At 59.4% G+C, this 24,707-nt stretch carries 26 protein-coding genes; 19 read left to right on the top strand and 7 right to left on the bottom strand.

Features of this window, described 5'->3' with window-relative positions; genetic code table 11:
* The first annotated feature begins 6 nt into the window (after positions 1-6).
* The 7 genes from GE543_RS04605 (at position 7) to GE543_RS04575 (ending at position 10,493) form a co-directional block, all read left to right on the top strand.
* Positions 7-273 carry a YebG family protein gene (locus GE543_RS04605; RefSeq protein WP_003365454.1) on the top strand — a complete coding sequence of 89 codons (267 nt, stop codon included), beginning with the start codon at positions 7-9 and terminating at the stop codon, positions 271-273.
* A 703-nt stretch (positions 274-976) separates the two neighbouring features.
* Positions 977-2,227, top strand: a complete 1,251-nt coding sequence (gene wecB / locus GE543_RS04600) for a non-hydrolyzing UDP-N-acetylglucosamine 2-epimerase (protein WP_003408778.1) — start codon at positions 977-979, stop codon at positions 2,225-2,227.
* A gap of 166 nt (positions 2,228-2,393) precedes the next feature.
* Positions 2,394-4,610 (top strand): cellulose biosynthesis cyclic di-GMP-binding regulatory protein BcsB, encoded by a 2,217-nt coding sequence (locus GE543_RS04595; protein ID WP_153220905.1) that lies wholly within the window; start codon positions 2,394-2,396, stop codon positions 4,608-4,610.
* A gap of 12 nt (positions 4,611-4,622) precedes the next feature.
* Positions 4,623-6,743: a glycosyl transferase family protein gene (locus GE543_RS04590; RefSeq protein WP_153220904.1), complete on the top strand. Its 2,121-nt coding sequence runs from the start codon at positions 4,623-4,625 to the stop codon at positions 6,741-6,743.
* Positions 6,740-8,704, top strand: a complete 1,965-nt coding sequence (locus tag GE543_RS04585; RefSeq protein ID WP_153220903.1) for a tetratricopeptide repeat protein — start codon at positions 6,740-6,742, stop codon at positions 8,702-8,704. The genes GE543_RS04590 and GE543_RS04585 overlap by 4 nt, the downstream gene beginning before the upstream one ends.
* Before the next feature lie 31 nt (positions 8,705-8,735).
* Complete coding sequence (locus GE543_RS04580; protein ID WP_153220902.1) at positions 8,736-9,608, top strand: hypothetical protein; 873 nt, start codon at positions 8,736-8,738, stop codon at positions 9,606-9,608.
* 81 nt (positions 9,609-9,689) lie between these two features.
* Entirely contained in the window at positions 9,690-10,493 is an 804-nt protein-coding gene (locus GE543_RS04575; protein WP_153220901.1) for a SirB1 family protein, read from the top strand.
* A gap of 231 nt (positions 10,494-10,724) precedes the next feature.
* Here the strand turns inward: GE543_RS04575 and GE543_RS04570 are convergent, their stop codons facing one another.
* The 3 genes from GE543_RS04570 to GE543_RS04560 all read right to left on the bottom strand — a co-directional run bounded on the left by GE543_RS04570 (position 10,725) and on the right by GE543_RS04560 (position 12,971).
* Entirely contained in the window at positions 10,725-11,282 is a 558-nt protein-coding gene (locus tag GE543_RS04570) for a hypothetical protein (protein ID WP_003415125.1), read from the bottom strand.
* Between the two features lie 213 nt (positions 11,283-11,495).
* Complete coding sequence (locus GE543_RS04565; protein WP_153220900.1) at positions 11,496-12,407, bottom strand: SDR family oxidoreductase; 912 nt, start codon at positions 12,405-12,407, stop codon at positions 11,496-11,498.
* A gap of 111 nt (positions 12,408-12,518) precedes the next feature.
* Positions 12,519-12,971: a flavodoxin gene (locus GE543_RS04560; RefSeq protein ID WP_153220899.1), complete on the bottom strand. Its 453-nt coding sequence runs from the start codon at positions 12,969-12,971 to the stop codon at positions 12,519-12,521.
* 206 nt (positions 12,972-13,177) lie between these two features.
* Between GE543_RS04560 and GE543_RS04555 the strand changes: the two genes are divergently transcribed.
* From GE543_RS04555 to GE543_RS04525, 7 genes are all read left to right on the top strand, one after another.
* Positions 13,178-13,783 carry a hypothetical protein gene (locus GE543_RS04555; protein ID WP_003408751.1) on the top strand — a complete coding sequence of 202 codons (606 nt, stop codon included), beginning with the start codon at positions 13,178-13,180 and terminating at the stop codon, positions 13,781-13,783.
* Between the two features lie 151 nt (positions 13,784-13,934).
* Complete coding sequence (locus tag GE543_RS04550; protein WP_003408746.1) at positions 13,935-14,501, top strand: hypothetical protein; 567 nt, start codon at positions 13,935-13,937, stop codon at positions 14,499-14,501.
* Between the two features lie 233 nt (positions 14,502-14,734).
* Positions 14,735-15,445, top strand: a complete 711-nt coding sequence (gene folM / locus GE543_RS04545) for a dihydromonapterin reductase (RefSeq protein WP_003346202.1) — start codon at positions 14,735-14,737, stop codon at positions 15,443-15,445.
* A gap of 21 nt (positions 15,446-15,466) precedes the next feature.
* Entirely contained in the window at positions 15,467-16,030 is a 564-nt protein-coding gene (gene folE / locus GE543_RS04540; RefSeq protein WP_003346200.1) for a GTP cyclohydrolase I FolE, read from the top strand.
* Positions 16,030-16,401, top strand: a complete 372-nt coding sequence (gene folX, locus GE543_RS04535) for a dihydroneopterin triphosphate 2'-epimerase (protein WP_003316983.1) — start codon at positions 16,030-16,032, stop codon at positions 16,399-16,401. Before folE ends, folX begins: the two co-directional genes overlap by 1 nt.
* 43 nt (positions 16,402-16,444) lie before the next feature.
* Positions 16,445-16,744, top strand: coding sequence for a DUF1244 domain-containing protein (locus tag GE543_RS04530; protein ID WP_003346198.1), 300 nt, complete (start codon positions 16,445-16,447; stop codon positions 16,742-16,744).
* Positions 16,737-17,078, top strand: coding sequence for a HopJ type III effector protein (locus GE543_RS04525; RefSeq protein WP_003316985.1), 342 nt, complete (start codon positions 16,737-16,739; stop codon positions 17,076-17,078). Before GE543_RS04530 ends, GE543_RS04525 begins: the two co-directional genes overlap by 8 nt.
* A gap of 256 nt (positions 17,079-17,334) precedes the next feature.
* On the opposite strand, the gene trxB is transcribed toward GE543_RS04525, so the two are convergent.
* Positions 17,335-18,297 (bottom strand): thioredoxin-disulfide reductase, encoded by a 963-nt coding sequence (trxB, locus tag GE543_RS04520; protein WP_003316986.1) that lies wholly within the window; start codon positions 18,295-18,297, stop codon positions 17,335-17,337.
* Positions 18,298-18,672: 375 nt separating this feature from the next.
* Between trxB and cysZ the strand changes: the two genes are divergently transcribed.
* The 4 genes from cysZ (at position 18,673) to GE543_RS04500 (ending at position 22,002) form a co-directional block, all read left to right on the top strand.
* A complete protein-coding gene (gene cysZ, locus GE543_RS04515) occupies positions 18,673-19,434 on the top strand; it encodes a sulfate transporter CysZ (protein WP_003408742.1) in 762 nt (253 codons plus the stop codon).
* Positions 19,435-19,618: 184 nt separating this feature from the next.
* Positions 19,619-19,963, top strand: a complete 345-nt coding sequence (locus GE543_RS04510; protein ID WP_003408740.1) for a hypothetical protein — start codon at positions 19,619-19,621, stop codon at positions 19,961-19,963.
* 340 nt (positions 19,964-20,303) lie between these two features.
* Positions 20,304-20,600: a hypothetical protein gene (locus GE543_RS04505; RefSeq protein WP_178118544.1), complete on the top strand. Its 297-nt coding sequence runs from the start codon at positions 20,304-20,306 to the stop codon at positions 20,598-20,600.
* 181 nt (positions 20,601-20,781) lie between these two features.
* Positions 20,782-22,002: a glycosyltransferase family 1 protein gene (locus tag GE543_RS04500; protein ID WP_153220897.1), complete on the top strand. Its 1,221-nt coding sequence runs from the start codon at positions 20,782-20,784 to the stop codon at positions 22,000-22,002.
* Here the strand turns inward: GE543_RS04500 and GE543_RS04495 are convergent.
* From GE543_RS04495 to GE543_RS04485, 3 genes are all read right to left on the bottom strand, one after another.
* Positions 21,971-23,074 (bottom strand): NADH:flavin oxidoreductase, encoded by a 1,104-nt coding sequence (locus GE543_RS04495; protein WP_153220896.1) that lies wholly within the window; start codon positions 23,072-23,074, stop codon positions 21,971-21,973. The two genes, GE543_RS04500 and GE543_RS04495, sit on opposite strands and share 32 nt — an antisense overlap.
* Positions 23,075-23,231: 157 nt before the next feature.
* On the bottom strand, positions 23,232-23,720 hold the full coding sequence (locus GE543_RS04490) for a glutathione peroxidase (RefSeq protein WP_046271595.1): 489 nt from the start codon (positions 23,718-23,720) through the stop codon (positions 23,232-23,234).
* A 131-nt stretch (positions 23,721-23,851) separates the two neighbouring features.
* Entirely contained in the window at positions 23,852-24,337 is a 486-nt protein-coding gene (locus GE543_RS04485; protein WP_003408731.1) for a peptidylprolyl isomerase, read from the bottom strand.
* A 14-nt stretch (positions 24,338-24,351) separates the two neighbouring features.
* On the opposite strand from GE543_RS04485, the gene GE543_RS04480 reads away from it, so the two are divergent.
* Positions 24,352-24,657, top strand: coding sequence for a DUF3565 domain-containing protein (locus GE543_RS04480; protein WP_003316996.1), 306 nt, complete (start codon positions 24,352-24,354; stop codon positions 24,655-24,657).
* The last annotated feature ends 50 nt before the right edge of the window (positions 24,658-24,707 follow it).

Raw genomic sequence — 24,707 nt, 5'->3', positions numbered from 1 at the left:
GCCAAAATGGCTGTTGAAACCCTTTACCGCAGTACCCGCGATCTGGAGACTACTTTCGTGGACCGTAAACTCGCCGATGCGCACGACCAAATGCTCGAGCTGGCCGAGCTTCTCACCGACGTCCTGATCAAGAACGTGCCGGGGATCTCGGAGAAGCATGCAGAGGACGCGAGCATTTACATGGCGAAGAATCGCGCCGTGTTCGCAGCGGCGTTCAAGAACAACGCGACCGCGCTCAGCGAGCTGTCGGAACCGGCCGAGGCGAAAGACTGATTCCGTTGTGGGCTGCGACTCCCCTCATTGCGAGGGGGTCGCCAATCATTCTCATTTAATGGCTGGGCAATCACCCGCATTGCTGCTACAACTCAATACTGTATATGCCGCACAACTTGAACAGCATCTAAGCCCTTTCCTAACATCCCGTCTTCCCGTCAGCGTGTCAAACTCGATACATGATCAAAGTTCCCAACCGTCATTATATCAGCGTCATTTTTGTGAACCCCTTCTCTCTTCCTGTCATTAAACAGGCGTCAGGATTCTGCTGTAGTGACGCACACCTCAGCGCTGCTAGTTTTGTTGGAACTTTTTGCCATCACTCATAACTACGCGTGGCAAGCCGGCATTCAAAACAGCTGAAAAAGCGTTCCAGAAGCCCTTGAAAACCCCGTATTCATTGGCCCAAACGGCAGCTCTCAAAAAATTTAACCCTGTACTGACCGTGGTGAAATTCCAAAGTTCCTACTCATTGTTACTTTGAAAAATACTTAATAAAACGTTTTGCTTTATTATCCTGTTCTGTTAATAATTCCGACAAATCCGGGTAACAAGGCATATTGCTACATTCACACTGAAGTGAACATCGAGCCACAAACTCCGATCTTTCCGCCCGAGAAACTCATCAACTCGCAAGCTGACCAAGCTGTTCTCAGTCTGGTTTTTGCTGCTGTGCGACGCGCTAAGGGCGCGGGAGGAAATAATGGCTGGTCTGCACCCCAGAATGAAGGTCCTTTCCATTTTCGGTACTCGTCCGGAGGCCATCAAAATGGCTCCCCTGGTCAGAGCACTGGCTGCAGAGCCAGGTATCGACTCAAGAATCTGCATTACCGGGCAGCATCAAAGCATGCTGCAACAGGTGCTGGACATGTTCGAGCTCAAAGCCGACTACAGCCTTGATGTCATGCGCCCGGATCAGACGCTGAACTCGCTGACCGCTGCGCTTTACGCGGCGATCGACCCGATTCTGGACGAGATGAAGCCGGACAAAGTGCTGGTTCACGGCGACACCACATCAGCCATGGTGGCGGCCATGTCGGCCTTTCATCGCCGCATCCCCATCGGCCACGTCGAAGCAGGTCTGCGCACCGGAGACATCCGTCAGCCATGGCCTGAAGAGATGAACCGTCGTTGCATCGATCTGATTTCCGATCACCTGTTCGCTCCCACCGCCGAGTCGCGCCGCAACGTGCTGGGCGAGCGTTTGCAGGGCATTTCGTTCGTGACCGGCAATACCGTGATCGACGCCCTGCACCTGACCGCGCAACGAATCGACAGCAACCGTCAGCTGCGCCATGCCCTTGATCGCCAGTTTTCGTTCCTGGTGCCCGAGCGCAGGGTGCTGGTGGTGACCGGTCATCGTCGCGAGAACTTCGGCGACGGCTTCCTCAATATCTGCAAGGCGCTGGGCGAGCTTGCCAGACGCGACGACATACAGATCGTCTACCCGGTGCACCTGAACCCCAACGTACTGGGGCCGGTGACCGAGCACCTGGGCGACCTGCCCAACGTGCACCTGATCAAACCGCTGGACTACTTGTCGTTCGTGCGCCTGATGCAACGCGCCCACGTCATCCTCACCGACTCCGGTGGCGTGCAGGAAGAAGCGCCGTCGCTGGGCAAACCGGTATTGGTCATGCGCGATGTCACCGAGCGCCCGGAAGCGGTCGCGGCAGGCACCGTGCGCCTGGTGGGTACCGAGACGGACGCCATCATTCGTGGCGTGAACGCCCTGTTTGATGATGATGCCCTGTGGCAGAACGCCTCCCGCTCGGCCAACCCTTATGGCGACGGCAAAGCCAGTTCACGGATCGTCGATGCCCTGATGGGTCGCCCGGTGGATGAGTTTGTCGCCGAGCTGCCGCGTCAGCGCCAGGATTCGATGGACAGGCACCTGGATACACGAATCAAGCCGCAGCACGAACATGCAGAGTTGCGCTCGATGGCCAGCTAGCACAACGGTCGCGCAGATAGCGCAGACACACCCTAAAAAATCCGCAGGAAGCAGTCCGCAAACAATACGGGCACCCGGTTCAGACCGAGTGCCCGAAAAACGTTGTAGCAGACCGGCAGCCTGTATCAAGACCCAATGGCCTTGAGCCTTTACCGAGATCTGCACGATGAAATCTTCCGTTGCCGTAAACATGGGCGCGTTTGGCGTACTTGCCTGCGGGATGAGCCTGCTGGCTCTGATGCCTGCATTCGCCCTGGCTGCCGACAGCCCGCTGACCCAGGCGATCAACCGAATCACTGCCGACAATCGCCAGGAGCGCGTGGTCGAGCTGAGGGAGCTGGGTATTGATCGCCCGATCATCCTCAATGCCACCGATGCCCGCCGCGAGCTGTACCTGCCGGTGCCAGCCAATGTGCCGTTGACCGAGGCCACGCTGAATTTCGATGCCAGCTACCTGAACGGCGAGGCAGGCCGCAACACGCTGCTGCTGTCGCTGGACGGTTATCCGGTACGTGCGCTGGGCCTCAATGAAGAACAGGGCAACGCCAGTGCGACGCTGGGCGTCGACAAGGCAGCGCGCGAAAACGGCTCGGTGCGGCTGGGGATTGCCTGGTCGTCGGTGATCTCGAAAGTGCTCTGCGAAGACGAACGCGCGATCGGCAACGTGTTGCGCATCGATCCGCACACGCGCCTGACGTACAGCTATGACGCCAGCCAGTTGCAGGACGTCGGCGCGGTATGGAACGCACTGCCCGGCAAACCCGGCCTGCTGGTCGCACCCGGCACATTGTCGAACGCCAGCTACGATGCCGCCTGGCGTCTGGGCGTAGCGCTGGAGCGCATCGGCAAGCAGGCGCGTATTCTGCCGTTCCCTGCGGTGCAGGACAGCGTGGACCTGACCGGCCTGACCATTCCGGCTGAACTCAAACAGATTCCGGCGTTTGCGGGGCTCGAAGGCAAGGGCCAGTACACCCTGCGCGACCCGGCGGAAATCGGTGCATTGCTGATGCTCGGCCAGACACCTGCATTGCAGGCCGACCTGGCGATCAGCGATCCACAGCTGCTCAAGGCAATCGACGACGCCATGGACGCTCTCCAGGCGCAGGTGCAGGGCCTGGACGCTTCGGCGGCCAGCGCACTGGGCCAATGGCGCGAACGCCACATCAAGAAGCCGCTCGCCAACAGCACCGGGGATGACGTGAGTCTGGCCCTGCTGGGCAATCGCGCACTGCTGATGATCAAGCCGGAGTCGGCCGACAAAGCTATCGGCCTGTTCAGTTCGGCGTGGAACAAACTGGCGCGCAATCGCCAGCTGACCATCGGTGAAGAAGCCGCCATGCCTCTGAGCGAAGATGGTCGCGTCGCGCTGACCCGCCTGGGTGGCAAGCCCGGCACGGTGGACGTACTGGCAAAAACCGACTGGAGCGCCTCGTTCCCGCTGGGCAGCGTTGCCTATGACGGTCGTGTACCGGTGACTGCGATGATCGATATCGCTGCCGCCCCCGGCGCATCGGGGACCCCGCCGGTTGCCACGCTGTTCCTCAACGATTACCTGATCGGCGCGATGCAACTGACGGCCGATGGCAAGAAAGAACGCATCGAAGCGCGCATTCCGCAGTACGCACTGGCGGCGCAGAACGTCCTGCGCGTGTCCTTCCAGCGTCAACCGGTCAGCAACCAGTGCCTGGAAACGCCGCAGGCGTTCCCGATCTCGGTATTGCCGACCAGCCACATCGTGCTGGACAAGGTCACGCCTGACGAAAACTTCTCGGGCATGGCGGCACGCTTCGCCACCGACACGCAGATCATGGTGCCCAAGGGCTACCTTGAACACCCGGCCAGCAGCCTGCCGCAAGTCATCCGTATTGCCAGCGCCTCCGGCGTCTCGCCGTTGCGCGCACAGCTCAGCGTCAGCGATGACGCCAGCGTAGCCGTAGCCCCGGCCAAGTCTTTCCTGGCCTTCGAACTGCCCATCAAGGACGGCGCCGAGTCGGTCAAGGCCAGCAACGACGGGCATCTGCTGATCAACCACAAAGAGCAGACGCTGCTCGACCTCAAGTCGCTCAACCACCTGGCTTCGCTGCAAGTGATCGAAGCAGGCGGCCAGCACGGCATGATCTATCGCACGCTGGGCGGTCAGACCCCGGTTTTCGAACGTCCGGTACTGCTGGAACGTGGCAACGCCGCGGTGCTGGCTGACAGCGGCCCGATCGCCACCTTCGACGCCAAGGACCCGACCGGTAGCCAGATGATCGAGGAGGAGGAAAGCACCGGCATCGACGCCTGGCGCAAACCTTCGCTGCTATGGCTGATCCCGGCCGGCATCGTACTTTTTCTCATTCTGTTGCTGGCTGGCCGTAGCGCCCGTCGCAATCGCTCGTAACAGGCCGCCGCAATGACGTCGCTCTATTGGCCTTACTGGCTGGCCCATTACTACAGCGTGCTGGAAGTCGCGACGATCGTTGTCGGGCTGATCATTCTGGTATCGAGTATCGATGACCTGTTCATCGATATCTGGTACTGGTCGCGGCGGCTGTACCGCAAGTTCACCGCCGAACGCCGCTACCGGCCGCTGACTGCCGAGCAGTTGATTGCCCGCGACGAGCAGCCTCTGGCGATCATGGTCCCGGCCTGGCTGGAATACGACGTCATCGCGCCGATGATCGAAAACATGGTGTCGACGCTCGACTATCAGAACTACGTGGTGTTCGTCGGCACTTACATCAACGACCAGCGCACCATCGATGAAGTCGAGCGCATGCGTCGCCGCTACAAGCAGTTGCACCGCGTGGAGGTGCCGCACGCCGGCCCGACCTGCAAGGCCGACTGCCTGAACTGGGTGATCCAGGCGATTTTTCTGTACGAGAAGACTCATTCCGTACAGTTCGCCGGGACCATCCTGCACGACAGCGAAGATGTGCTGCACCCGCTTGAACTGCGCCTGTTCAATTACCTGCTGCCACGCAAGGACATGATCCAGTTGCCGGTCGTGTCGCTGGAACGCAACTGGTACGAATGGGTGGCCGGCACCTACATGGACGAGTTCGCCGAATGGCATGGCAAGGACCTGGTGGTACGCGAAAGCATGACTGACACCGTGCCTTCGGCTGGCGTCGGCACATGTTTCTCGCGACGTGCGCTGATGGTGCTGGCGGATGAAAACCAGAACCAGCCGTTCAATACCGAAAGCCTGACCGAGGACTACGACGTCGGCGCGCGATTGGCGAAGTACGGCATGCAGGCGATCTTCGTACGCTTCCCGGTGCAATTTCGGGTGCTGCGCAAATCGTGGTTCCGCAAGCCTTATGAGTCGACGCTGGAAATGCCGCTGTGCGTGCGCGAATTCTTCCCGGACACCTTCCGCACCGCCTTTCGCCAGAAAGCGCGCTGGACGCTGGGTATCGGCTTGCAAGGCTGGGAGCAAATGGGCTGGACCGGCTCGCTGGCCAACCGATACCTGCTGTTTCGAGACCGCAAGGGTGTGGTCACGTCATTCGTCAGCATCCTTGCTTATGCCATTCTCATTCAGTTGCTGGCGCTGATTGTGCTGCGCTCCAGCGGAGTCTGGAACACCAGCTTTCCGACACCTTTTGAAACCACCGGCCTGATTCAGTATCTGCTGGTGGCCAACGGCATCGCATTGCTGTGGCGGATACTGCATCGCTGCTACTTCACCACCGTGCTTTACGGCTGGCAGCACGGTTTGCTGTCAATACCGCGCATGGTGGTCGGCAACTTCGTCAACTTCATGGCTGCGGCGCGGGCCTGGCGGATGTTTCTGGTGGGCAAGGTGCTCAACCGCAAGCTGGTCTGGGACAAGACCATGCACGACTTCCCGTCTTCCGACCTGATTGCCGTCGCGCCCCGCCGTCTGGGCAGCGTGCTGTTGTCCTGGCAAGCCATCAACGACGAAAAACTGCAGACCGCACTGGCTGAACAGCAAACCCGTCAGGTGCCCCTGGGCAGGATTTTGCTTAGCCACGGCTGGCTCGACGATGAAACCCTTGCCGAGGCCATCGCTTTTCAGAACGACCTGCCGCGGGTGTTCGACATTGCCAGCAAGCGTGCCGACAGCAGTGTGCTGGCCGATGAGTTCTGCCTGCGCTGGCGTGTCGTGCCGTTGCAAATGAATGCGCTGGGGCGCCAGGAAATTGCAGTGGCCAGCCCGCTGCCGCCTGATGGTCTGCAGCAGATTACCGAACAGCTGGGTGCCGAGCCGGTGCAGTTGATTGCCCGTGAAAGCGACATCGTCGCGCAGTTGCGTCAGCTTCAGGTGGTCGAGGGTCAGCCGCTTCCACCCAGAGCACCGCTGCTGGGCGATCTGCTCATCGAGCAAGGCCTGCTGGACCGCGACGTGTTCCAGAAAGCCATGCTCGGCTACCGCCCGCATGTGCATGGCCGCATCGGCGACTACCTGGTCGACATCGGCGTGCTGCCCAGAGAAACCATCGAACAGGCTGTGGCACGTCAGCACAACCATTACCGATCTGACGATCAAACGGAGCAGCCACTATGAAGCGCCCCTTCATCCTGTCGCTGCTGGTGAGCGGCCTGGGTCTTGTCGCACCGCTCAGCCAGGCGGAGACACTGCCCCTGCCGTTGACCGGACCCGCCTATGCCATCGCCAACGAAGCCTACATGGCCTACAACCGCAAGGATTACGACCTGGCCATCGCCAAGGCGAACGAAGCGTTGCGTCAGCGCGGTGACGCTCAGCAGTTGCGTGACCTCATTACGTTGGCCGAACGCGACAAGTACCGCCGCGATCACCCGCAACGCGCTTACAAGACACGCCCCAAGCCTGGCTATCTGGAAGGCAATCAGGCGCTGCGTGCCTATGCCAGGCACGACTATGACGGCTCGGCCAGTCATGCGCGCACGGCCATTGCCCAGGCACCAAAGAACCTCGATTACCGCATGATGCTGATCGAGGCGCTGCAACGTCAGCAGCGTCTGGACGAAGCACAGGCAGCCATCAACGATGCCGAGCAGGCATTGGGGCCGCAAGAGGTCCTGACGCGTCGTCGGCAGGCGATTCAGGAGCAGGTAGCAGTCGACAAGGCAGCCACCGGCTATAAGGCTCTGGCACGCGGCGATAACGACACCGCAGTCAGCGAGGCGCGGGAGGCCGTTCGCAGTTTTCCGAAACAGATGGCCTACAGAAAGCTGCTGGTCAGCGCCCTGATTGCCCAGGGGCAGTATGCCGAAGCGCGCTCTGCGGCCACCGAAGCGCTGGCGCTGAATGGCAACGACGCTACCCTGCTCGTCCAGCGCGGGCAAATGCGTCAGCGCCTGGGCGATCAGGACGGTGCACGTCAGGACTTCGCCCAGGCCATGGCGGTCGGCAACCTGCCACTGCGTGAACAGGCCTCGTTGTATGCCGCCATGGGCCAGCCGAGTGAGGCGCTGCAATGTCTGCAGCAAGCTCGCGATGCGGGCCAACTGCAACCCGGCGATGAAGTGCAGATTGCCTATTTCCTCAGCCAGGCAGGCGATGATCAAGGCGCGCTGGATACCTTCAAGCGTGTCGACCGTCAGTCCGGCCTCAAGCCACGCGAAGTGCAGGATGCCGCCTACAGCGCGATGCGCACGTCGAATGATGCGCAGGCCATCGCCTACTTCAAGCGCGTGCTCGATTATCAGCAGACCGGCGATCTGCAGATGCCCGCGCAACAGGTGTTCGATACGCGACGTGCCGTTTCTGATCTGTCCCGAGAATGGGGCCTGACCAACACCACGACTTATCGGGGTGCCAGCACCAGCAGCGGCCTGAGCGGCGCGCCCGGCGGCAGCAATGACAGCGTGCAGAACAGTACCGAAGTGTTCTGGCGCCCCTTCGGTTACCGCAATGCGCGCTTCGTCGAGCTTTACGGACGCGTCACCGACACGCTGTGGAGCAAGGAAGGCGACTCCGACACAGGCGCGGACGCCTTGCAGGGCGCGCTCGGTATCCGGGTCAAGCCGTTCAGCGCAGTCAACGTGATCGGCGCCTTCGAACGCACCTTCCCGCTGGGCAACTCGAACGCCGATGGCGACTGGCTGGTGCGCCTGGGCTACGGCTCGAGCATCGGCACCGACCTGCGCGTCGATGTACCGAGCTGGTGGACTTCGCAGTTGTACGCTGAAGGCGGGCGCTATCTGCAGGACAAGCGCAACTACTTCAACAGTGAGTGGCAGGTCGGGCGCAGCTTCCGTCTGGACAGCATCAGCCCGCGGCTGGTGGTGTTTCCCCATGTGGTCGCCGCAGTGGACTACGATTCGAAGATGCGCAGTGAGGTCGACAGTCTCGGCCGTAGCAGCACATCATCGGGTAATGCTGGCGGGCTTGGCGTCGGTACGGGCGTGCGTTACTGGTTCCGCGAGGACAAATACAAGGCGCCGCAGTCGTATGTCGACTTCTCCGTGCAGTACCGCGAGAAAGTGTTTGGCGATGACCGCGCAGAAGGCGTCTTCGCACGCATGACGTTCTCGTGGTGACCCGCGCCCGTCCCCCATCAGGGAGTAATATTTGAAGGCTCTGGCCGCACTGCTGCGACAGGCAACATTGGTCAAGACCTCGCTGGCCGCCTTGCTGGTGGGGGCGATCGCCCTCGGCACCAGCGAGCTGTATGTGCTGATCCAGCCCAAGGGCCCGGGCGTGGTCGGCATCGTCTGGCAACCGGATAACGCGACGGTAGGCATTAGCGGCAATTGGGACAGGCTCGGCGCACGGCAATTGCTCGTGCAGTGGACGGCGGTCGATGACCAGGCGTTCATACCGGGCACGCCGATGACCAGCGTGCCCGTGTTGCCGGACTGGACACGCATCGGCAAGGAGCCGTGGGCGCAGGAGGTGATCCTCGGGCTGGCCGGGTACTTCAGCGAAACCCGCTCACGGGACAATATCGAGCAACTGGCGGTGCTTTCGGCACAACTGGCCAAGGTGAAAACGCCGCTCAATGTCACCGGCTGGTACTTCCCCGCCGAGGTCGACCCCAGCTGGAGTCGTGCCAAGGAGTTACCGGCACTGCTGGCGAAACTGCCCAGACCACTGTGGATCAGCGTCTACGATGGCGCCAATATCGGGCCCGCTGCCACGGCGGACTGGCTGAAAACCTGGCTGCCGGACGATATCGGCGTGTTCTTTCAGGATGGCGTGGGTGTCTATGCGCGCACCGCTCCGGTTGCCCGGACCTACGCCGACGCGCTGCGCAAACGGCTGGGCAAGAATCGCGTGAGAATCATCGTCGAAGCTTTTCGCCCGCAGGTCGGTGGCGGCTTCCGCCCGGCAACGGCGGCCGAACTGAAACCGCAGATCGCCGCCTTCGATGGCTATCCGCTGTATCTGTTCGACGGTCCGCACTATGTGACACCCGACCTGATAGAAGCCCTGAACAAGTAGAAACAAGTGGCGCTGGACGAAATTCGCGCACAGGGCTACAAAGAGTCTTCGCACTGGATTTCGAGCCCCACGGAGTGGTCCATGACGCCACGTCAGCATTGCCTGGCCTGCCTGCAACAGACACCGCCCTTGGTGTTTGAAGCTGCGTTATGGGTGTCGACCGAACATGACGCGCACTTCGCGTGGCATGAGGTAATGAGCGAAATGGATCGCTTGCAACGCCAGATAAGCGCGGCGCTGCCTGTCCTGCCTGCGCCTGAACTCGCGCAACCGCTGTTGCGCCAGCTCAACGCGCTGGGTTTTCAGCAGGATGACTGGAACCCTCCCAAACCCGATTCGGCCCTTTTGCACAGGATCGTGGAGCAGCGTCGAGGCCAGCCGCTGGGGCTGGCAATGATCGCGCTGGAGATCGCACGGCGCTTGGACATCGCCATGGAAGGCGTTAACTTCCCGGGTCACTTCCTGCTGCGCGTGCCGGGTGCCGATCACCTGCTCGACCCTTGCAGCGGGCGCAGGCTCTATCCCGCCGACTGCCGCGAGCTGTTGATCAGGCAGTTCGGCCCGACCATGAAGCTGCGCGCCGAGCATATGACACGCGCCACCCCGACCAGCATGCTGCAACGGTTGTCACGCAACCTGCGGCACCTGCATCAGATCAACGATAATGTTCTCGCGGCGCTCAAGGATGCCGACCGCATCGTCGAACTGGGCCAGGCCACCAGCAGCGATCACCTGGCCCGCGCCAGTCTGTACCAGTTTCTCGAATGCCCGCAGGCCGAACGCTTCGATCTGGAACGCGCGCTGCTGCTCAGTGAAGACCCACTGCAAAGACTCCAGCTGGCCGAGCGTCTGAGCCGCTTACCGGCAAACCACCGCGTTCATTGAGCACCCTGCTCATTCGCTGTGAATTGTTACCTGCCGGGTAATGCTGCATATCCTGCGCGGGGATTTTTCAGGCGCGTGATGGCGGTTAACCTGCGCGCGTTAAATCGACGTGGATTTGCAAGCTCCCTTGATCCTGCGTTTTGTTTGGCCGCCGTGCAGGTCTCTGTGCAGCGGCCTTTTTTATTGCCCACAGGTTTTAACGCGCTGCGCGTTTACGCCGTGCAACGTGCCTCAGCCCTTGGCATTCGGCGTTCTTTTGATCAGCCCCTTGTTTTCCATGTCCTTGATCTTGCGCATCTCGTAACTGTCACCCGACTCGGCAAACACCTGAAGATTCTGCAGGATATGGATGGTCTTGATGTAGTCAGGCAATAGCGCGTTGGCATAGGGATCACCGCTCAGCGCTTTCTCTTTCATGTCGATGATCCGATTGGCAAAAAACTCCAGCGCGTTGATTTCCTTGCTGGGGTCGACCAGCTTGCCTTGCTTGTCGAACTCATCGCCTGCGCGACTCATCAACTCGGCGGTGTGATTATCGATCATGCCGAACTTGTACAGGATCATCCCCGCTCTGTTGAGATCCTTGGGGGTTATCTGTTCGGGGTTGAAGCCCTTGAACAGCGGTTTCATCTTGCGCTTTTCCATCGCCAGCGAATTGAGCGCAATCGAGTTTTCGCCCACCTCCTGAAGCACTTGGGTTACCTGTGCCGCAGCCTTCTTGACCTTGACGCGCTCAGGAGGCGCCGCGACGCTTACCGGCGGAAAGTCGCCCCATATTGATTTGGCCATGTGTCACTCCGGATATGAATGTGTTCAGACTTCATATCGGGGCCAGCACGGCATGATTGATAGGCGTGAAAAAATCCATACCCGCCTTACCGCGTCACAAGACAGCACTTACATAACTCAGTGAAACTTCTCACACATAATCAAGCCGTCAGCGTGAATAAGCGCGCACGCGCAACTGATAACCGCGGTCTTGCAGCAACTGCCAGAGGCTGTTTATGTAACGTACTTCTGCAGGTTGGCCATCATTTCCTGCAACGCCTCGCCAGTGTCGGCAGGGTGGGCTGCGTTGGCGAAATCACCAATCACCTGCCACTGCGCCGCGACGTCTTCCGGGCTGAAGCCTGTCTGCGGGTCGAAACAGGCTCCCTGACTGCGCTGCCAGCGGACCTTGCCGATCCAGCCACCACCCACTTCGAACAGCTCGCCGCTGCTCTGGCATTGTTCGCTGCACAGGTACACCACCAGCGGGCTGACCAGTTCGGGCTTGAGCAGCTCGAAGACATTGGCGGGGATCAGCCCCTCGGTCATGCGTGTGCCGCCCGTTGGCGCTATGGCGTTGACGAAGATACGGTGCTTGCGACCTTCCAGCGCGAGGGTGCGGGTCAGCCCGTAAAGCCCCAGCTTGGCCGTCGCGTAATTGGCTTGCCCGAAGTTGCCGTAGATACCGGATGTCGATGACGTGAAGATCACCCGTCCGCCATTCTGCTCGCGCAGATAAGGCCAGGCGGCATGGGTGACTTTGTAGGCGCCCTCGACATGGACGCGATAGACCAGGTCCCAGTCGGCGTCCTCCATGTTGGCGAAGGTCTTGTCACGCAGGATGCCAGCGTTGTTGACCAGCACATCGATGCGACCGAATGCATCCAGCGCATGCTGCACAATGCGGCCGCCCTCGGTGACCGAATCATGATTGGCTATTGCAGTGCCACCTGCCGCGCGAATCTCGGCCACGACGCGATCGGCAGCAGACGCACTGGCCCCTTCGCCGTGCGCCGAACCACCCAGGTCGTTGACCACCACTCGCGCGCCGTGTTTCGCAAACAGCAGCGCATGAGCCCGACCCAGCCCACCCCCTGCGCCGGTCACAATCACGACTTTATCGTCAAAACGCACTGACTCGCTCATCGCTGGCTCCATGCCTCAGGAAGACGTTGCAATGAGTGTCGTCCACGCCCTGCACAGCCACAATCAACACCTGCTGCGCTGAATCATTCCCCATAAAGGAGCGCGATGTTTTCAGCCCAGGTGCTTGATGAACGCTTCCAGCCACGGCTCGGCGTCGGTTTCCGGGGTGACGCTTTCACTTCCGTCCAGACGCATCATGTCCTGTACTTCGCTGACGCCCAACTCAGCGAACAGTTCGCGCATCTGCTCACCGCCTGCGCAGAAGGTGTCGCCATAACTGGCATCGCCCAGTGCAATCACCCCACCAGGTAATCCCCGCAGTTCGCCCGGCAGACCGTCGCGCAGCGCTGCATAAAGAGGCATGAGGTTGTCGGGCAATTCGCCCATCCCGGTAGTCGATGTCACGGCAAGCAGCGCCTGAGGCTCGAAGGCGAGCAGCTCCGGCAGCATGAGGCGCGGATTGACGAGGGTTTCATGGCCGGCGACACGCAACAGTGCGGCGGCGTGTCTGGCAACTTCCTCGGCCGATCCGTAGACCGTTCCACACACGATGGCGACTTTCATGGTTATTCCTGCAGCAGCTTAAAAAAGTGAAACATTATGCCTTAGAATGCCGTCTGAATTTTCTACGGACCATTCTGCCTTCGGTCTGCCCGAAGAAGCACAGCAGAGTTGAAACACTTGAATGAAAAAATATGACGGATGGCCAGAACACTTTGCGGAATCAATGGTCTTTGTTCTCAATAACCGGTTAGACCGAGCCTCCGCCCATGCAACCTGATTCACTTCTCACCCAGGCTGAGCTGGATTTTATCCAGAGCATGCAGCGCAACCCCCAGTTGAACGTACGTGACAGTACGCGCAGTCTGCTGGTCAATGGCGGCATCCAGATCCAGGATCTGCTGACGAAGCTGGCCGCTCATGAGCAGGTCACGATCCATGCGCAGTTCGAGAATCAGCAGATGAACTTCCCTCTGCATCTGGTCGAGGACGAATTCCACGCACTGCATCTGGAGCTCGGCGCACCAAGTATCTTCGAGGAAGGTCCGAAGATCCGCCCATGGCGACTCGTGATGGAAGAGCCGATCCCTCTCGAAACCGAAAAGGGCGCGCTGACGGCACTCTGGGTTCACGAGCTGTCGTTCAAGGGTGTGTTGCTCGAGTACCGCAAGGAAGGCAAGCTGCCGAGAAACTTTTCCGCCTGGTTCAACCCGCCAGGGCAAGCGCCCATTCCGATGCGCGGCAAGCTGGAGCGCATGATCGGGCAAAACGTCGGCGCCTATCATTTCAGCAAACATGGCAAGGACGATGCCGAACGCTTGCGCCAGTACATCCTGCAAGAGCATCGTCGCAAACATCCGTCCTTGCACAAGTAACCCGCCTGCCCGGCAACGCTCTACCGGTCTCTCAGCGTTTCAGGAATAATCCTTGCTTGCTGTTCACGTGAAACTGTCGCGACCCACCATCCCGGATCGCGGCATGTGACCTCCCTACCCGGGAATTTCACGCCTCTACCGGAGATATACAATGTCTACCTCACCCGTCACCTTGATGGTTGCCCGCCGCGTGGCGCAGGGTCGCTACCATGAAATGATGGCCTGGCTGCACGAAGGCGAACAGCTGGCCACGGACTTTCCGGGGTATCTGGGTTCAGGGGTACTGGCGCCCCCGCCCGGTGATGACGAATTTCAGATCATTTTCCGCTTTACCGATGAGCACACCATGCACGCCTGGGAGCATTCCGCCTCTCGACGCTCCTGGCTGGTGCGCGGCAGCGGTCTTTTCGCACAACCCTCGGAGCATCGGGTCAGCGGCATCGACGGCTGGTTCGGCGCGATCGACCAGCGCCCGCCACGCTGGAAACAGGCTGTCGCAATCTGGCTGGCGTTTTTCCCCGTTTCGCTGATCTTCAATTTTCTACTCGGCCCCCTGCTCAACCATCTGGACCTGTTGCCGCGCATCATGATCAGCACGGCGGTGCTCACCCCACTGATGGTCTACCTGTTCATCCCGCTGTCCACGCGCCTGCTGGCACCCTGGCTGCAGAGCACGCCTGTACCGGCACGCCCGACGCAATCACCTTCCCCTCGTTAAGCTCATAAAGACCTGTACACCTTTACACCTCGGTACAGGTCTTGGTCGCTTCCTAGCCCCGCCCGTCTCCTAAACCTCCCTGTGCTCAGCGCCTGCGAGCACTGCGTCGCCGAGTTTCATGATGTCCAGGGTTGTACAAAAAAATTCTCTGGTATAACTTTGCCTGTAAACCGGAAGAAACAATCGACCGTACAATCCCCGTCCACTACGGATAACCGATACGTGAGCTGTCGATGGCAATGTCTTCTGCACCGATCCTGATCACCGGCGCCAGCCAGCGCGTGGGCCTGCATTGCGCCTTGCGTCTGCTGGAACACGGGCAGCGGGTGATCATCAGTTATCGCACCGAGCACGAAAGTGTGACGGAACTGCGCCAGGCCGGAGCAGTGGCCATCCACGGGGATTTTTCCTGTGAGGCCGGGATCATGGCCTTTGTCGAGCTGTTGAAAACCCAGACCTCGAGCCTGCGGGCCATTGTCCACAACGCTTCCGAGTGGCTGGCAGAAACACCGGGCGATGAAGCCGAAAACTTCACCCGCATGTTCAGCGTGCACATGCTGGCGCCCTACCTGATCAATCTGCATTGCGAGTCGTTGCTGACCGCCAGTGAGGTCGCTGACATCGTGCATATCAGCGATGACGTGACCCGCAAGGGCAGCAGCAAGCACATCGCCTACTGCGCAACCAAGGCCGGCCTGGAAAGCCTGACGCTGTCCTTCGCCGCCAGGTTCGCCCCGCTTGTCAAAGTCAACGGCATAGCACCGGCGCTGTTGATGTTTCAACCCAAGGATGATGCGGCCTACCGCGCCAACGCCCTGGCCAAGTCGGCCCTGGGCATAGAGCCAGGTGCAGAGGTGATCTACCAGAGCCTGCGTTATCTTCTGGACAGCACCTATGTCACCGGCACAACACTGACCGTAAACGGCGGACGGCACGTCAAGTAAGCCGCCCCGAGGATCATTCTGATGAGTTCGTCCCTGCCCCAGCACTATCGAGATATTCTGCTCGGCCTTGGTGAAGATCCAGACCGCGAAGGTCTTCTGGACACGCCGAAACGCGCGTCCAAAGCCATGCAGTATCTGTGTCACGGCTACACCCAGAGTGTCGAAGAGATCGTCAATGGCGCCCTGTTTGCCTCCGACAACGATGAGATGGTCATCGTCCAGAACATCGAGTTGTACTCGCTTTGCGAGCACCACCTGCTGCCGTTCATAGGCAAGGCACATGTGGCCTACATTCCGACCGGCAAGGTGCTGGGTCTGTCGAAGATCGCACGCATCGTCGACATGTTTGCCCGACGTCTGCAGATTCAGGAAAATCTGACCAAGCAGATTGCCGATGCAATTCAGAAAGTCACCGGAGCCGCCGGCGTCGCCGTGGTCATCGAAGCCCAGCACATGTGCATGATGATGCGCGGCGTCGAAAAGCAGAATTCGACCATGAACACGTCAGTGATGCTGGGCGCCTTCCGGGACTCGAGCACCACGCGCATGGAGTTTCTGCAATTGATCGGACGGAGCAGACAATAATGGCAAGACTCGAACCTGGCACCGCGCGCATCCGGGTCAAGGACCTGCGCTTGCGCACGTTCATCGGCATCAACGAGGACGAAATCCTCAACAAACAGGACGTGCTGATCAACCTGACGATTCTCTATGCCGCTCAGGAAGCCGTTCGGGATAATGACATCGAGCATGCCCTCAACTACCGCACCATCACCAAGGCCATCATCCAGCATGTCGAGGGCAATCGCTTTGCCCTGCTGGAACGACTGACCCAGGAAGTGCTGGATCTGGTGATGAGCCACGAGGCGGTTACCTACGCTGAGGTGGAAGTCGACAAGCCGCATGCCCTGCGCTTTGCCGAATCGGTGTCGATCACGCTCGCCGGTCAACGCTGAAACTCTTATCATGACGCCAACCGTCTACTGAAAAGAGCCCGTCATGACCGAGCAAGAACGCCTCGAACTCGAAGCTGCAGCCTTCCGCCGACTGGTCGCGCATCTGGACAGCCGCAAGGATGTCCAGAACATCGACCTGATGAACCTGTCCGGCTTCTGCCGCAATTGCCTGTCCAAGTGGTACAAGGCCGCCGCTGACGAAAAGCAGATCGACCTCAGCCTCGATGATGCGCGTGAAGTGGTTTATGGCATGCCCTACAGCGAGTGGAAAGCCCGCTACCAGAAAGAAGCGAACGCCGAACAACAGGCGGCGTTCGTCAAGGAAACCAAACAACATGACTGATCTGAATTCCCTGCGCACCCGCCTGCGCAGCGGCGAGCATGCGTTTGCCGACACCCTGGCGTTCATCGCTGAAGGCTACGACTACCAGCCTCAGGCCTTCAGAAACGGCGACGTCGACAATGCTGCCGGGCAAAACGAAGGGTCGTGCAAAACCCTGGGCCTGGCATTACTGGAAGGCCTGACTGACGAAGAGGCACTGCTGGCGTTCGGCGAGCATTACCGCTCGGTACAAGCCACGCCTGAAGGCAGCGACCACGGCAATATCCGTGCGCTGATCGCGAAGGGTCTGGCGGGTGTGAAGTTTGAAGGCGAGCCGCTCAAGCGCAAGGCTTGATCGGCTGGGTTGAAATCACATCGTTCTAGTGCCCATACCTGGGCACTCCACGCTATACACACGTCCTGGTAAGCCCGGAAAACGGGGTTAAACACAACATGAGGCAGAGTACAGCCCACTGTGGTAGTGAGCTTGCTCACGAAGGCATCGGTTCAAACACCCTGTTTCTGGGGGATGTACTGACCTCTTCGCGAGCAATGCGGATCGCTCCCATAAGATTTGTGTATAGCGCTGAGCGCTTGGGCACGAGAGCAAATCAGAACGATACGTCAGCCAGCCCGTCCAGGTAGCGCTCGACGTCCAGTGCCGCCATGCAGCCTGCACCAGCCGAAGTAATGGCCTGGCGATACACGTGGTCAGCCACGTCACCGGCAGCGAATACGCCTTCGACGCTGGTCGCCGTAGCGTTGCCTTCGCGGCCACCCTGCACAACCATGTAACCGTCTTTCAACGCCAGCTGGCCGTCGAACAACGAAGTGTTCGGCGTGTGACCGATCGCGATGAACACACCGTCGACTTTCAGCTCGCTGCTGCTGCCGTCGTTGTTCTTCAGGCGCGCACCGGTCACGCCCATGTTGTCACCCAGGACTTCGTCCAGCGTGGCATTGAGCTTGAGTTCGATCTTGCCTTCGGCGACGCGCGCGTGCAGCTTGTCGATCAGAATCTTCTCGGCACGGAAGGTTTCACGACGGTGAACCAGGGTCACCTTGCTGGCGATGTTGGCCAGATACAGCGCCTCTTCCACCGCCGTGTTACCACCACCGACCACCGCGACTTCACGGTTGCGATAGAAGAAACCGTCGCAGGTTGCGCAGGCAGAGACACCCTTGCCCATGAACGCTTCTTCCGAAGGCAGCCCTAGGTAGCGAGCACTGGCGCCGGTGGCAATGATCAGGGCGTCGCAGGTGTAGGTTGCGCTATCGCCCTGCAGGCTGAACGGCTTGCCGGCCAGATCAACGGAATTGATGTGGTCAAAGACAATTTCAGTCTCAAAACGCTCGGCATGCTCACGCATGCGTTCCATCAGCGCAGGACCGGTCAGGCCGTGCGGGTCGCCTGGCCAGTTATCAACTTCTGTAGTCGTGGTCAATTGGCCGCCAGCCTGCATGCCGGTGATCAGCAGGGGCTTGAGGTTGGCGCGAGCGGCGTAGACCGCAGCGCTGTAACCGGCAGGGCCGGAACCGAGAATGATCACTCGGGAATGACGTACGTCTGACATGACACACTCCTATCGACCGACCGTTTACGCCGCGGTCGGGACGGCTGGATAAAAAGGACCACCGAAACGCTTGGGGAAGCGTCGTTTGGTTCGGCAGGTCCTGAAAATTCTGACCTGAAGGACAGGTCTTAAATTGCGGAACAGCCTATCGGGGCCGCAGAGGTTAAGGAAATATCGTTTCACAATCCACCCTATAGGTCACTTCTATAGCGCAAGCGCTTGAAAGCGGCGCATGGGTGGCGAGCCATTCGGATGGTCTTCCTTCGCCAAGGATACGCCACAAGTCTGGCATGCTCAAAAACCGTCGGTGCTCTGCCCTTTCATGGCCATCACAAAGCCGGTAAGGTCACGCCTTTCAAGCACTCGGAGACTCCCATGCCCGCTCCCGCCCTTACCGGCCCGCAATACCTGAGAGAGGGCCTGAAACTGGTCCTCAGCCCTGGCTTGCGCTTGTTCGTTCTACTGCCATTGAGCATCAATGTGGTGTTGTTCTGCGGCCTGATCTATCTGGCGGTGCATCAGTTCGAGCTGTGGGTCGACACCTTCATGCCGACCCTGCCTCACTGGCTGAGCTTTCTCAGCTATATCCTCTGGCCACTGTTCGTGGCGCTGGTGCTGCTGATGGTGTTTTTCACCTTCACCGTGGTCGCCAACATCATCGCCGCACCGTTCAACGGGTTTCTGTCCGAAAAGGTCGAAGCCGTGGTTCGCGGTGTAGACGAATCGCCCGATTTCAGCTGGGCCGAACTGGTCGCCATGGTGCCCCGCACCCTGGCCCGCGAAGCGCGCAAGCTGGGCTACATGCTGCCGCGCATGCTCGGCCTGTTCATCCTGTCGTTCATCCCGGTCGCCAACATCATCGCCGCCCCGCTGTGGCTATTGTTCGGGGTGTGGATGATGGCGATCCAGTACATCGACTACCCTGCTGACAACCACAAACTGGGCTGGAACGAAATGCTCGGCTGGCTGAAGAGCAAACGCTGGCAGAGCCTTAGCTTCGGCGGCATCGTCTACGTCGCCTTGCTGATCCCGGTGGTCAACCTGCTGATGATGCCTGCTGCAGTGGCCGGGGCAACGCTGTTCTGGGTGCGCGAGCGTGGCGCGGATGCGTTGCCGGTGACCCACGCACGCGGCTGAATGCCAACCTGCCGGACCGTGCCATGCGGTTCGGCACACGCAAAGAAAAAAATCACACGCATATAAATATGCACCGCAACTCACCCTGCCAGCTAGGGCTAAATAGGGCCTCAATCAATCCGTTCATGTGAAGCCACCTTCCATGAAACCAGGCGACACATGAACTTAACAAGGAAGTTAAATCATGAATGCTCAAGTAAATCCTGCTGCACTGGCCGCTGACAACGCAACCGTTCAGGAAAAGATCCGCGCCTTTCTGGTCAGTGAACTGGCCGAATGGTCGATCAACCCGGACAACGTGTACATCAACGGCGTGAACGACCCCGAAGAGCGCATCGTCATCAGCTCCACTTCGCTGACTGCCGAAGCCGCGAACCGTGTTTTCGAAAAAGACGCCCCTGCTTACTCCACCCGCACCGCCGGCCTGTTCACCGTGGCGTATTCGTATGCCGATGAACATCGTCTGGCGGCACCGGATCTGGCCAAAGTGGGCGAAGTGATCGGCCAACTGGTTCGTGATCTGGGCTGAGTGCCCTGCTTGACCGGCTGAGTGACGACTCCGCCTGAGAGCGTGCCGAACAGATAACGAGTTATCTGTTCGGCACTTCAGCATTAAAAGGGAAACTTCTTACAGCGATATATCAGCATTCTTACAAGCAGCTTATAGAACTCCATTCCGTGTAACGGCAGCGACTTTCCGCAACCAGACACTGCTTGCCGAGATATGAAAAAACATTACACGTAGGAATATTGTGTAGGACATATCTTCCCGACCTCTAATACAAGACTGCAACGGCGTAGGAACAACCAATACATTAAATATGGCATTATCCTTGCTCTCCTGATTGAAAAAAACAGGAGTAATCGCTATGGAAATAAAAACAGAATCTGCCGCAGAACAACTCTCCTCCTACCGACCGGCATCCCTCGAAAGACTACCGGAAAACCGCTCAGGTCAGTTTGCAAGCCTGTTGAACGCTGCCATCACACAGACGGAGAAAAAACCTCCAGTCGCATTACCCGCAACACTCGGCAGCTCGGCAATGTCCCGCTCAACTCGCTTCATGGAGAGCATGACTATCGAACAACGCAGATCCATTGTGGAGGATAAAGACTTCGTGCCTATGCCAGCGGCAATGGAACGTGCGCGAGGGACTTTCAAATGACCCATACCGACAATACTGTGCCATTTCCTAATGTCACCCCGTTGGGTTGTACAGCCTATGCGTTTACCTATTAACTATTCCGCGCAGTCTCACGCCAACTTGCTCACCTTACCGACGCCCTATCACCAATCCATCACACAACCGCCACATAACCGAAATGTAATCAGTCGACACTGCTCTCATGAGCCAAATTCTTAATGTCACCCTGATCACTGAAACCTTTACTCCCGAGATCAACGGCGTCGCCAATACCCTGGGGCGGCTGTGTGAAGGGTTGCGGTTGCGCGGGCATCGGGTCGAGCTGGTCCGGCCACGTCAGAACGACGAGATCGGCGCGGGCACGGCAGAGGATCTGCTGCTCTGCCGGGGCTGGCCGATACCGGGTTACCCGGGATTGCAGTGGGGTCAGTCTTCGATGCACAAGCTGCTGCGGCGCTGGCAACGGCGCCGGCCGGATGTGCTGTACATCGCCACGGAAGGTCCGCTGGGGCTCTCGGCACTGCGCGCAGCGCGGCGTTTGGGGATTGCGGTGATCAGTGGCTTCCATACCAACTTCCCGCAGTACACGCAGCAGTACGGCATGGGTTTCATCACCCGTTTGCTGACGCACTACCTGCGCTGGTTCCACAACCGGTCGCGCATGACGCTGGTGCCGAGCATCAGTCAGAAGGTCGAGCTGGAGCGGCGTGGCTTTGAGAGGATCGAGCTGTTGTCGCGAGGCGTCGACAGCCAATTGTTCAGCCCGTCCAGACGCTCGCAGCCTCTGCGCGAGAGCTGGGGTCTGCAAGCCGATGATGTCGCGGTCCTGCATGTTGGCCGCCTTGCCCCCGAAAAAAACCTGAGCCTGCTCAAAGCCTCCTTCGAGGCGCTCAAGGACAGTTACCCGCAACGTAATCTGAAACTGGTGGTGGTTGGCGACGGGCCTCAACGCCCGCAGCTGGAGCAGCAAATTCCGGATGCGATTTTCTGCGGTACCCAGCGCGGCGAGGTGCTGGCGACGCACTATGCCTCGGCCGATATGTTTCTGTTCCCCAGCCTCACCGAAACCTTCGGCAATGTGGTTCTCGAAGCACTCGCCTCAGGCCTGGGCGTGGTCGCCTACGATGAAGCCGCTGCCGGGCAGCATATCCGCCACGGCCATAACGGTGCGTTGGCCATGCCGGGGGACGAGGCGGCGTTCATCGACTCGGCGCGCTGGTTGCTGGAAGACAATGAGACACTGCGCCGCGTGCGCCTCAATGCCCGGCAACATGCCAGTCGCCAGGGCTGGACAGCGGTCATCGATCAGTTCGAACGTCAATTGCGCGAGGCCTGCCCGAGCCAGAATGCTGCAAGCATCAAAGAGATCAGGCCGGTCGCCAGCAAGAAGATCAGGCCAGTGTCGCCAGTGCGTCTCGACTGAAGGGCAGGATGTCCTGCTCGCGTCCCTCGCGCACTTTCAGTGCCCAATCCGGATCGACCAGCAGCGCACGCCCCACCGCCACCAGATCGAACTCGTCGTTGCCCAGCCGCTTCAGCAGATTTTCCAGGCTGGCCGGTTGAGCGACCTTGTCGGTGTTGACCATGAATTGCAGGAACTCACCGTCCAGTCCGACGCTGCCGACTGTGATGGTCGGTTTGCCAGTCAGCTTGCGCGTCCAGCCTGCCAGGTTCAGGTCGGAGCCATCGAACTCAGGCTCCCAGAAACGCCGGGTAGAGCAATGAAAGATATCCACGCCAGCGTCGGCCAGAGGCTGCAGGAACTCGCCCAGCGCCTCGGGCGTTTGCACCAGGCGCGCGGCGTAATCCTGCTGTTTCCATTGTGAGAAACGGAAAATGATCGGGTAGTCCGGGCCCACTGCGGCGCGCACGGCCTTGATCAGTTCGAGGGCAAAACGTGAGCGGTTGGCGAGGCTGCCGCCGTACTCGTCACTGCGCTGATTGCTGCCCTCCCAAAAGAACTGATCGACCAGGTAACCGTGAGCCCCATGAATTTCGACACCGTCCATGCCAATCGCCTTGGCATCGGCGGCAGCCTGGGCAAAGGCCGCCACGACCTCGTCGATGTCCTGCTTGCTCATGCCATGCACCAGCACCTGACCGTCCTTGACCTTCTCCATCGGCCCGTAGGCAGGCACGCTGCCGTCCGGCTCGGTGCCAGGACGACGAACTGCGCCGACGTGCCAGAGTTGCGGGACGATCCTGCCGCCCTCCGCATGTACTGCCTCGACCACTTTGCGCCAACCGGCCAGTGGCGCTTCACCGAAAAACTGCGGGACGTTCGGATAGCCGTTGGAGGCCTTGTGATTGACCGTCGTACCTTCGGTGATAATCAGCCCGACGCCTGCCGCAGCGCGCCGCCGGTAGTACTCGACGACCTTCGAGTTGGGCACGTGCCCTGGCGAGAACGAGCGGGTCATGGGGGCCATGACCACACGCGACGACAGCTCCAGACTGCCCAGACGGAAAGGCGTGAACAAGGCTTCTGCCGACATGCGCAACTCCTGTGAAATGGTCGATTGCCATCAGGCGCGCAGAATATCGCCGGGCGTCAGCGCTGGCCCAGTACTATTGATCTGACTGATTTGAGTTCAGAAGCGACGAGCGCGCAAGAAAGCCGGGCGAACGCGAAATGCTACCCCGGCTATACGATCAGCTTTGCGCCAGGGCCTTTTCAATGGCCTGGATAACGGCAGGATCATCCGGCGTGGTACGCGGAGAAAAACGTGCGCTTACACCACCGTTCTTGCCGACCAGAAACTTTTCGAAGTTCCAGGTGATATCCCCGGGGAACTCGGCACCCTCGCCCGCCAGCAAACGGTAAAGCGAGTGACGATTAGGGCCGTTGACATCGAGTTTTTCACCCAGCGTAAAGGTCACGCCGTAGTTGAGTTGGCAAAACTCGGTGATCTCTTGCTCGGTACCTGGTTCCTGCCCGGCAAACTGGTTGCACGGCAGACCCAGTATCTCAAGGCCCTTGTCCTTGTACTGCTGATAGAGGTTTTCAAGTGCTGCGTACTGCGGTGTCAGCCCGCATTTGGACGCGACGTTGACCACCAGAACCACTTTGTTCCTGAAATTCGCCAGCGGCAGTTCCTGGCCACCCAGCGCTTTCAATTTGATGTCGTGAAAAGCACTCATGAGAACCCCTTTTGAAACAAGTCGCCCCAGGCTACAACCCGAAAAAAGGCACCGTGACCGCACGCGTAACGAAAGTCGTCATCGCAGAACAGCCAGGGCGCCTTTTCAGTGCCTGAGCTTAGCAGCACAAATCAGTGTTGATGACCGCCTTCACCATGAACATGGCCGTGAGCCATTTCTTCTTCACTGGCATCACGGATGGCCACAACCTTCACGTCGAAGTTCAGGCGCTGACCCGCGAGCGGATGGTTGCCGTCAACGGTGACATCGTCGCCTTCCACATCACGAATGGTCACGATCTGCATGCTGCCATCCGGGCCGGAAGCGTGAAACTGCATGCCGACTTCGAGCTCGTCGACGCCTTCGAACATGTTTCTGCCCAAAGTGCTGACCAGTTCGGCCGAGTACTCACCGTAGGCGTCTTCGGGCTCGACGACAACTTTCAGCTGGTCGCCTACTTCCTTGCCTTCCAGTGCCTTTTCCAGGCCCGGAATGATGTTGCCTGCACCGTGCAGGTAAACCAGCGGCGCACCACCGGTAGAACTGTCGATGACCTCACCAGCGTCATTGGTCAGGGTATAGTCAATGGAGACAGCCTTTTTGGCGGCGATCGGCATGGGGACAAGACCTTTTGCTTAAGATTGAAGAACGGGCAAGTTTAACCAAGCAATCGCCCGAAAGCGAACGCAACTCTGACGGACGGCCCGCTTTGAAAGGTTCAATCGTTATCGATTTGAGACAGGACGAGCACGGTCACTGGTTTGCGCTGCTGTCGTGCGGCCATACCCAGCACCTGCGTCATGACCCTCCGTGGCAGTCACGCCCCTGGGTGCTGGACCCGCTGCAACGCAGTCAGATGAGAGGTCAGGCCTTTTGTTGCGGCTGGTGTGCGAATGCCGCAGATAACGATAGTCTTGCCGCAGAGAAATCGCGTTAGACGGTTTCCGGACTTTTTCGGTCGGCAGCGCTTTCCTATGTGCTGCGACC

Source organism: Pseudomonas sp. SZ57, assembly GCF_009495975.1.
In the GTDB taxonomy this organism is placed as follows: Bacteria; Pseudomonadota; Gammaproteobacteria; order Pseudomonadales; family Pseudomonadaceae; genus Aquipseudomonas; species Aquipseudomonas syringae.
The sequence above is the reverse complement of the archived record's forward strand: the minus strand, read 5'-3'. Positions and strand labels throughout refer to the sequence as shown.

What these genes read in the sequence shown, in the direction of transcription:
- GE543_RS04605 (WP_003365454.1), top strand. Translation starts at nt 7, where the DNA reads ATGGCTGTTGAAACCCTTTACCGCAGTACCCGCGATCTGGAGACTACT.
- wecB (WP_003408778.1), top strand. Translation starts at nt 977, where the DNA reads ATGGCTGGTCTGCACCCCAGAATGAAGGTCCTTTCCATTTTCGGTACT.
- GE543_RS04595 (WP_153220905.1), top strand. Translation starts at nt 2,394, where the DNA reads ATGAAATCTTCCGTTGCCGTAAACATGGGCGCGTTTGGCGTACTTGCC.
- GE543_RS04590 (WP_153220904.1), top strand. Translation starts at nt 4,623, where the DNA reads ATGACGTCGCTCTATTGGCCTTACTGGCTGGCCCATTACTACAGCGTG.
- GE543_RS04585 (WP_153220903.1), top strand. Translation starts at nt 6,740, where the DNA reads ATGAAGCGCCCCTTCATCCTGTCGCTGCTGGTGAGCGGCCTGGGTCTT.
- GE543_RS04575 (WP_153220901.1), top strand. Translation starts at nt 9,690, where the DNA reads ATGACGCCACGTCAGCATTGCCTGGCCTGCCTGCAACAGACACCGCCC.
- GE543_RS04570 (WP_003415125.1), bottom strand. Translation starts at nt 11,282, where the DNA reads ATGGCCAAATCAATATGGGGCGACTTTCCGCCGGTAAGCGTCGCGGCG.
- GE543_RS04565 (WP_153220900.1), bottom strand. Translation starts at nt 12,407, where the DNA reads ATGAGCGAGTCAGTGCGTTTTGACGATAAAGTCGTGATTGTGACCGGC.
- GE543_RS04560 (WP_153220899.1), bottom strand. Translation starts at nt 12,971, where the DNA reads ATGAAAGTCGCCATCGTGTGTGGAACGGTCTACGGATCGGCCGAGGAA.
- GE543_RS04555 (WP_003408751.1), top strand. Translation starts at nt 13,178, where the DNA reads ATGCAACCTGATTCACTTCTCACCCAGGCTGAGCTGGATTTTATCCAG.
- GE543_RS04550 (WP_003408746.1), top strand. Translation starts at nt 13,935, where the DNA reads ATGTCTACCTCACCCGTCACCTTGATGGTTGCCCGCCGCGTGGCGCAG.
- folM (WP_003346202.1), top strand. Translation starts at nt 14,735, where the DNA reads ATGGCAATGTCTTCTGCACCGATCCTGATCACCGGCGCCAGCCAGCGC.
- folE (WP_003346200.1), top strand. Translation starts at nt 15,467, where the DNA reads ATGAGTTCGTCCCTGCCCCAGCACTATCGAGATATTCTGCTCGGCCTT.
- folX (WP_003316983.1), top strand. Translation starts at nt 16,030, where the DNA reads ATGGCAAGACTCGAACCTGGCACCGCGCGCATCCGGGTCAAGGACCTG.
- GE543_RS04530 (WP_003346198.1), top strand. Translation starts at nt 16,445, where the DNA reads ATGACCGAGCAAGAACGCCTCGAACTCGAAGCTGCAGCCTTCCGCCGA.
- GE543_RS04525 (WP_003316985.1), top strand. Translation starts at nt 16,737, where the DNA reads ATGACTGATCTGAATTCCCTGCGCACCCGCCTGCGCAGCGGCGAGCAT.
- trxB (WP_003316986.1), bottom strand. Translation starts at nt 18,297, where the DNA reads ATGTCAGACGTACGTCATTCCCGAGTGATCATTCTCGGTTCCGGCCCT.
- cysZ (WP_003408742.1), top strand. Translation starts at nt 18,673, where the DNA reads ATGCCCGCTCCCGCCCTTACCGGCCCGCAATACCTGAGAGAGGGCCTG.
- GE543_RS04510 (WP_003408740.1), top strand. Translation starts at nt 19,619, where the DNA reads ATGAATGCTCAAGTAAATCCTGCTGCACTGGCCGCTGACAACGCAACC.
- GE543_RS04505 (WP_178118544.1), top strand. Translation starts at nt 20,304, where the DNA reads ATGGAAATAAAAACAGAATCTGCCGCAGAACAACTCTCCTCCTACCGA.
- GE543_RS04500 (WP_153220897.1), top strand. Translation starts at nt 20,782, where the DNA reads ATGAGCCAAATTCTTAATGTCACCCTGATCACTGAAACCTTTACTCCC.
- GE543_RS04495 (WP_153220896.1), bottom strand. Translation starts at nt 23,074, where the DNA reads ATGTCGGCAGAAGCCTTGTTCACGCCTTTCCGTCTGGGCAGTCTGGAG.
- GE543_RS04490 (WP_046271595.1), bottom strand. Translation starts at nt 23,720, where the DNA reads ATGAGTGCTTTTCACGACATCAAATTGAAAGCGCTGGGTGGCCAGGAA.
- GE543_RS04485 (WP_003408731.1), bottom strand. Translation starts at nt 24,337, where the DNA reads ATGCCGATCGCCGCCAAAAAGGCTGTCTCCATTGACTATACCCTGACC.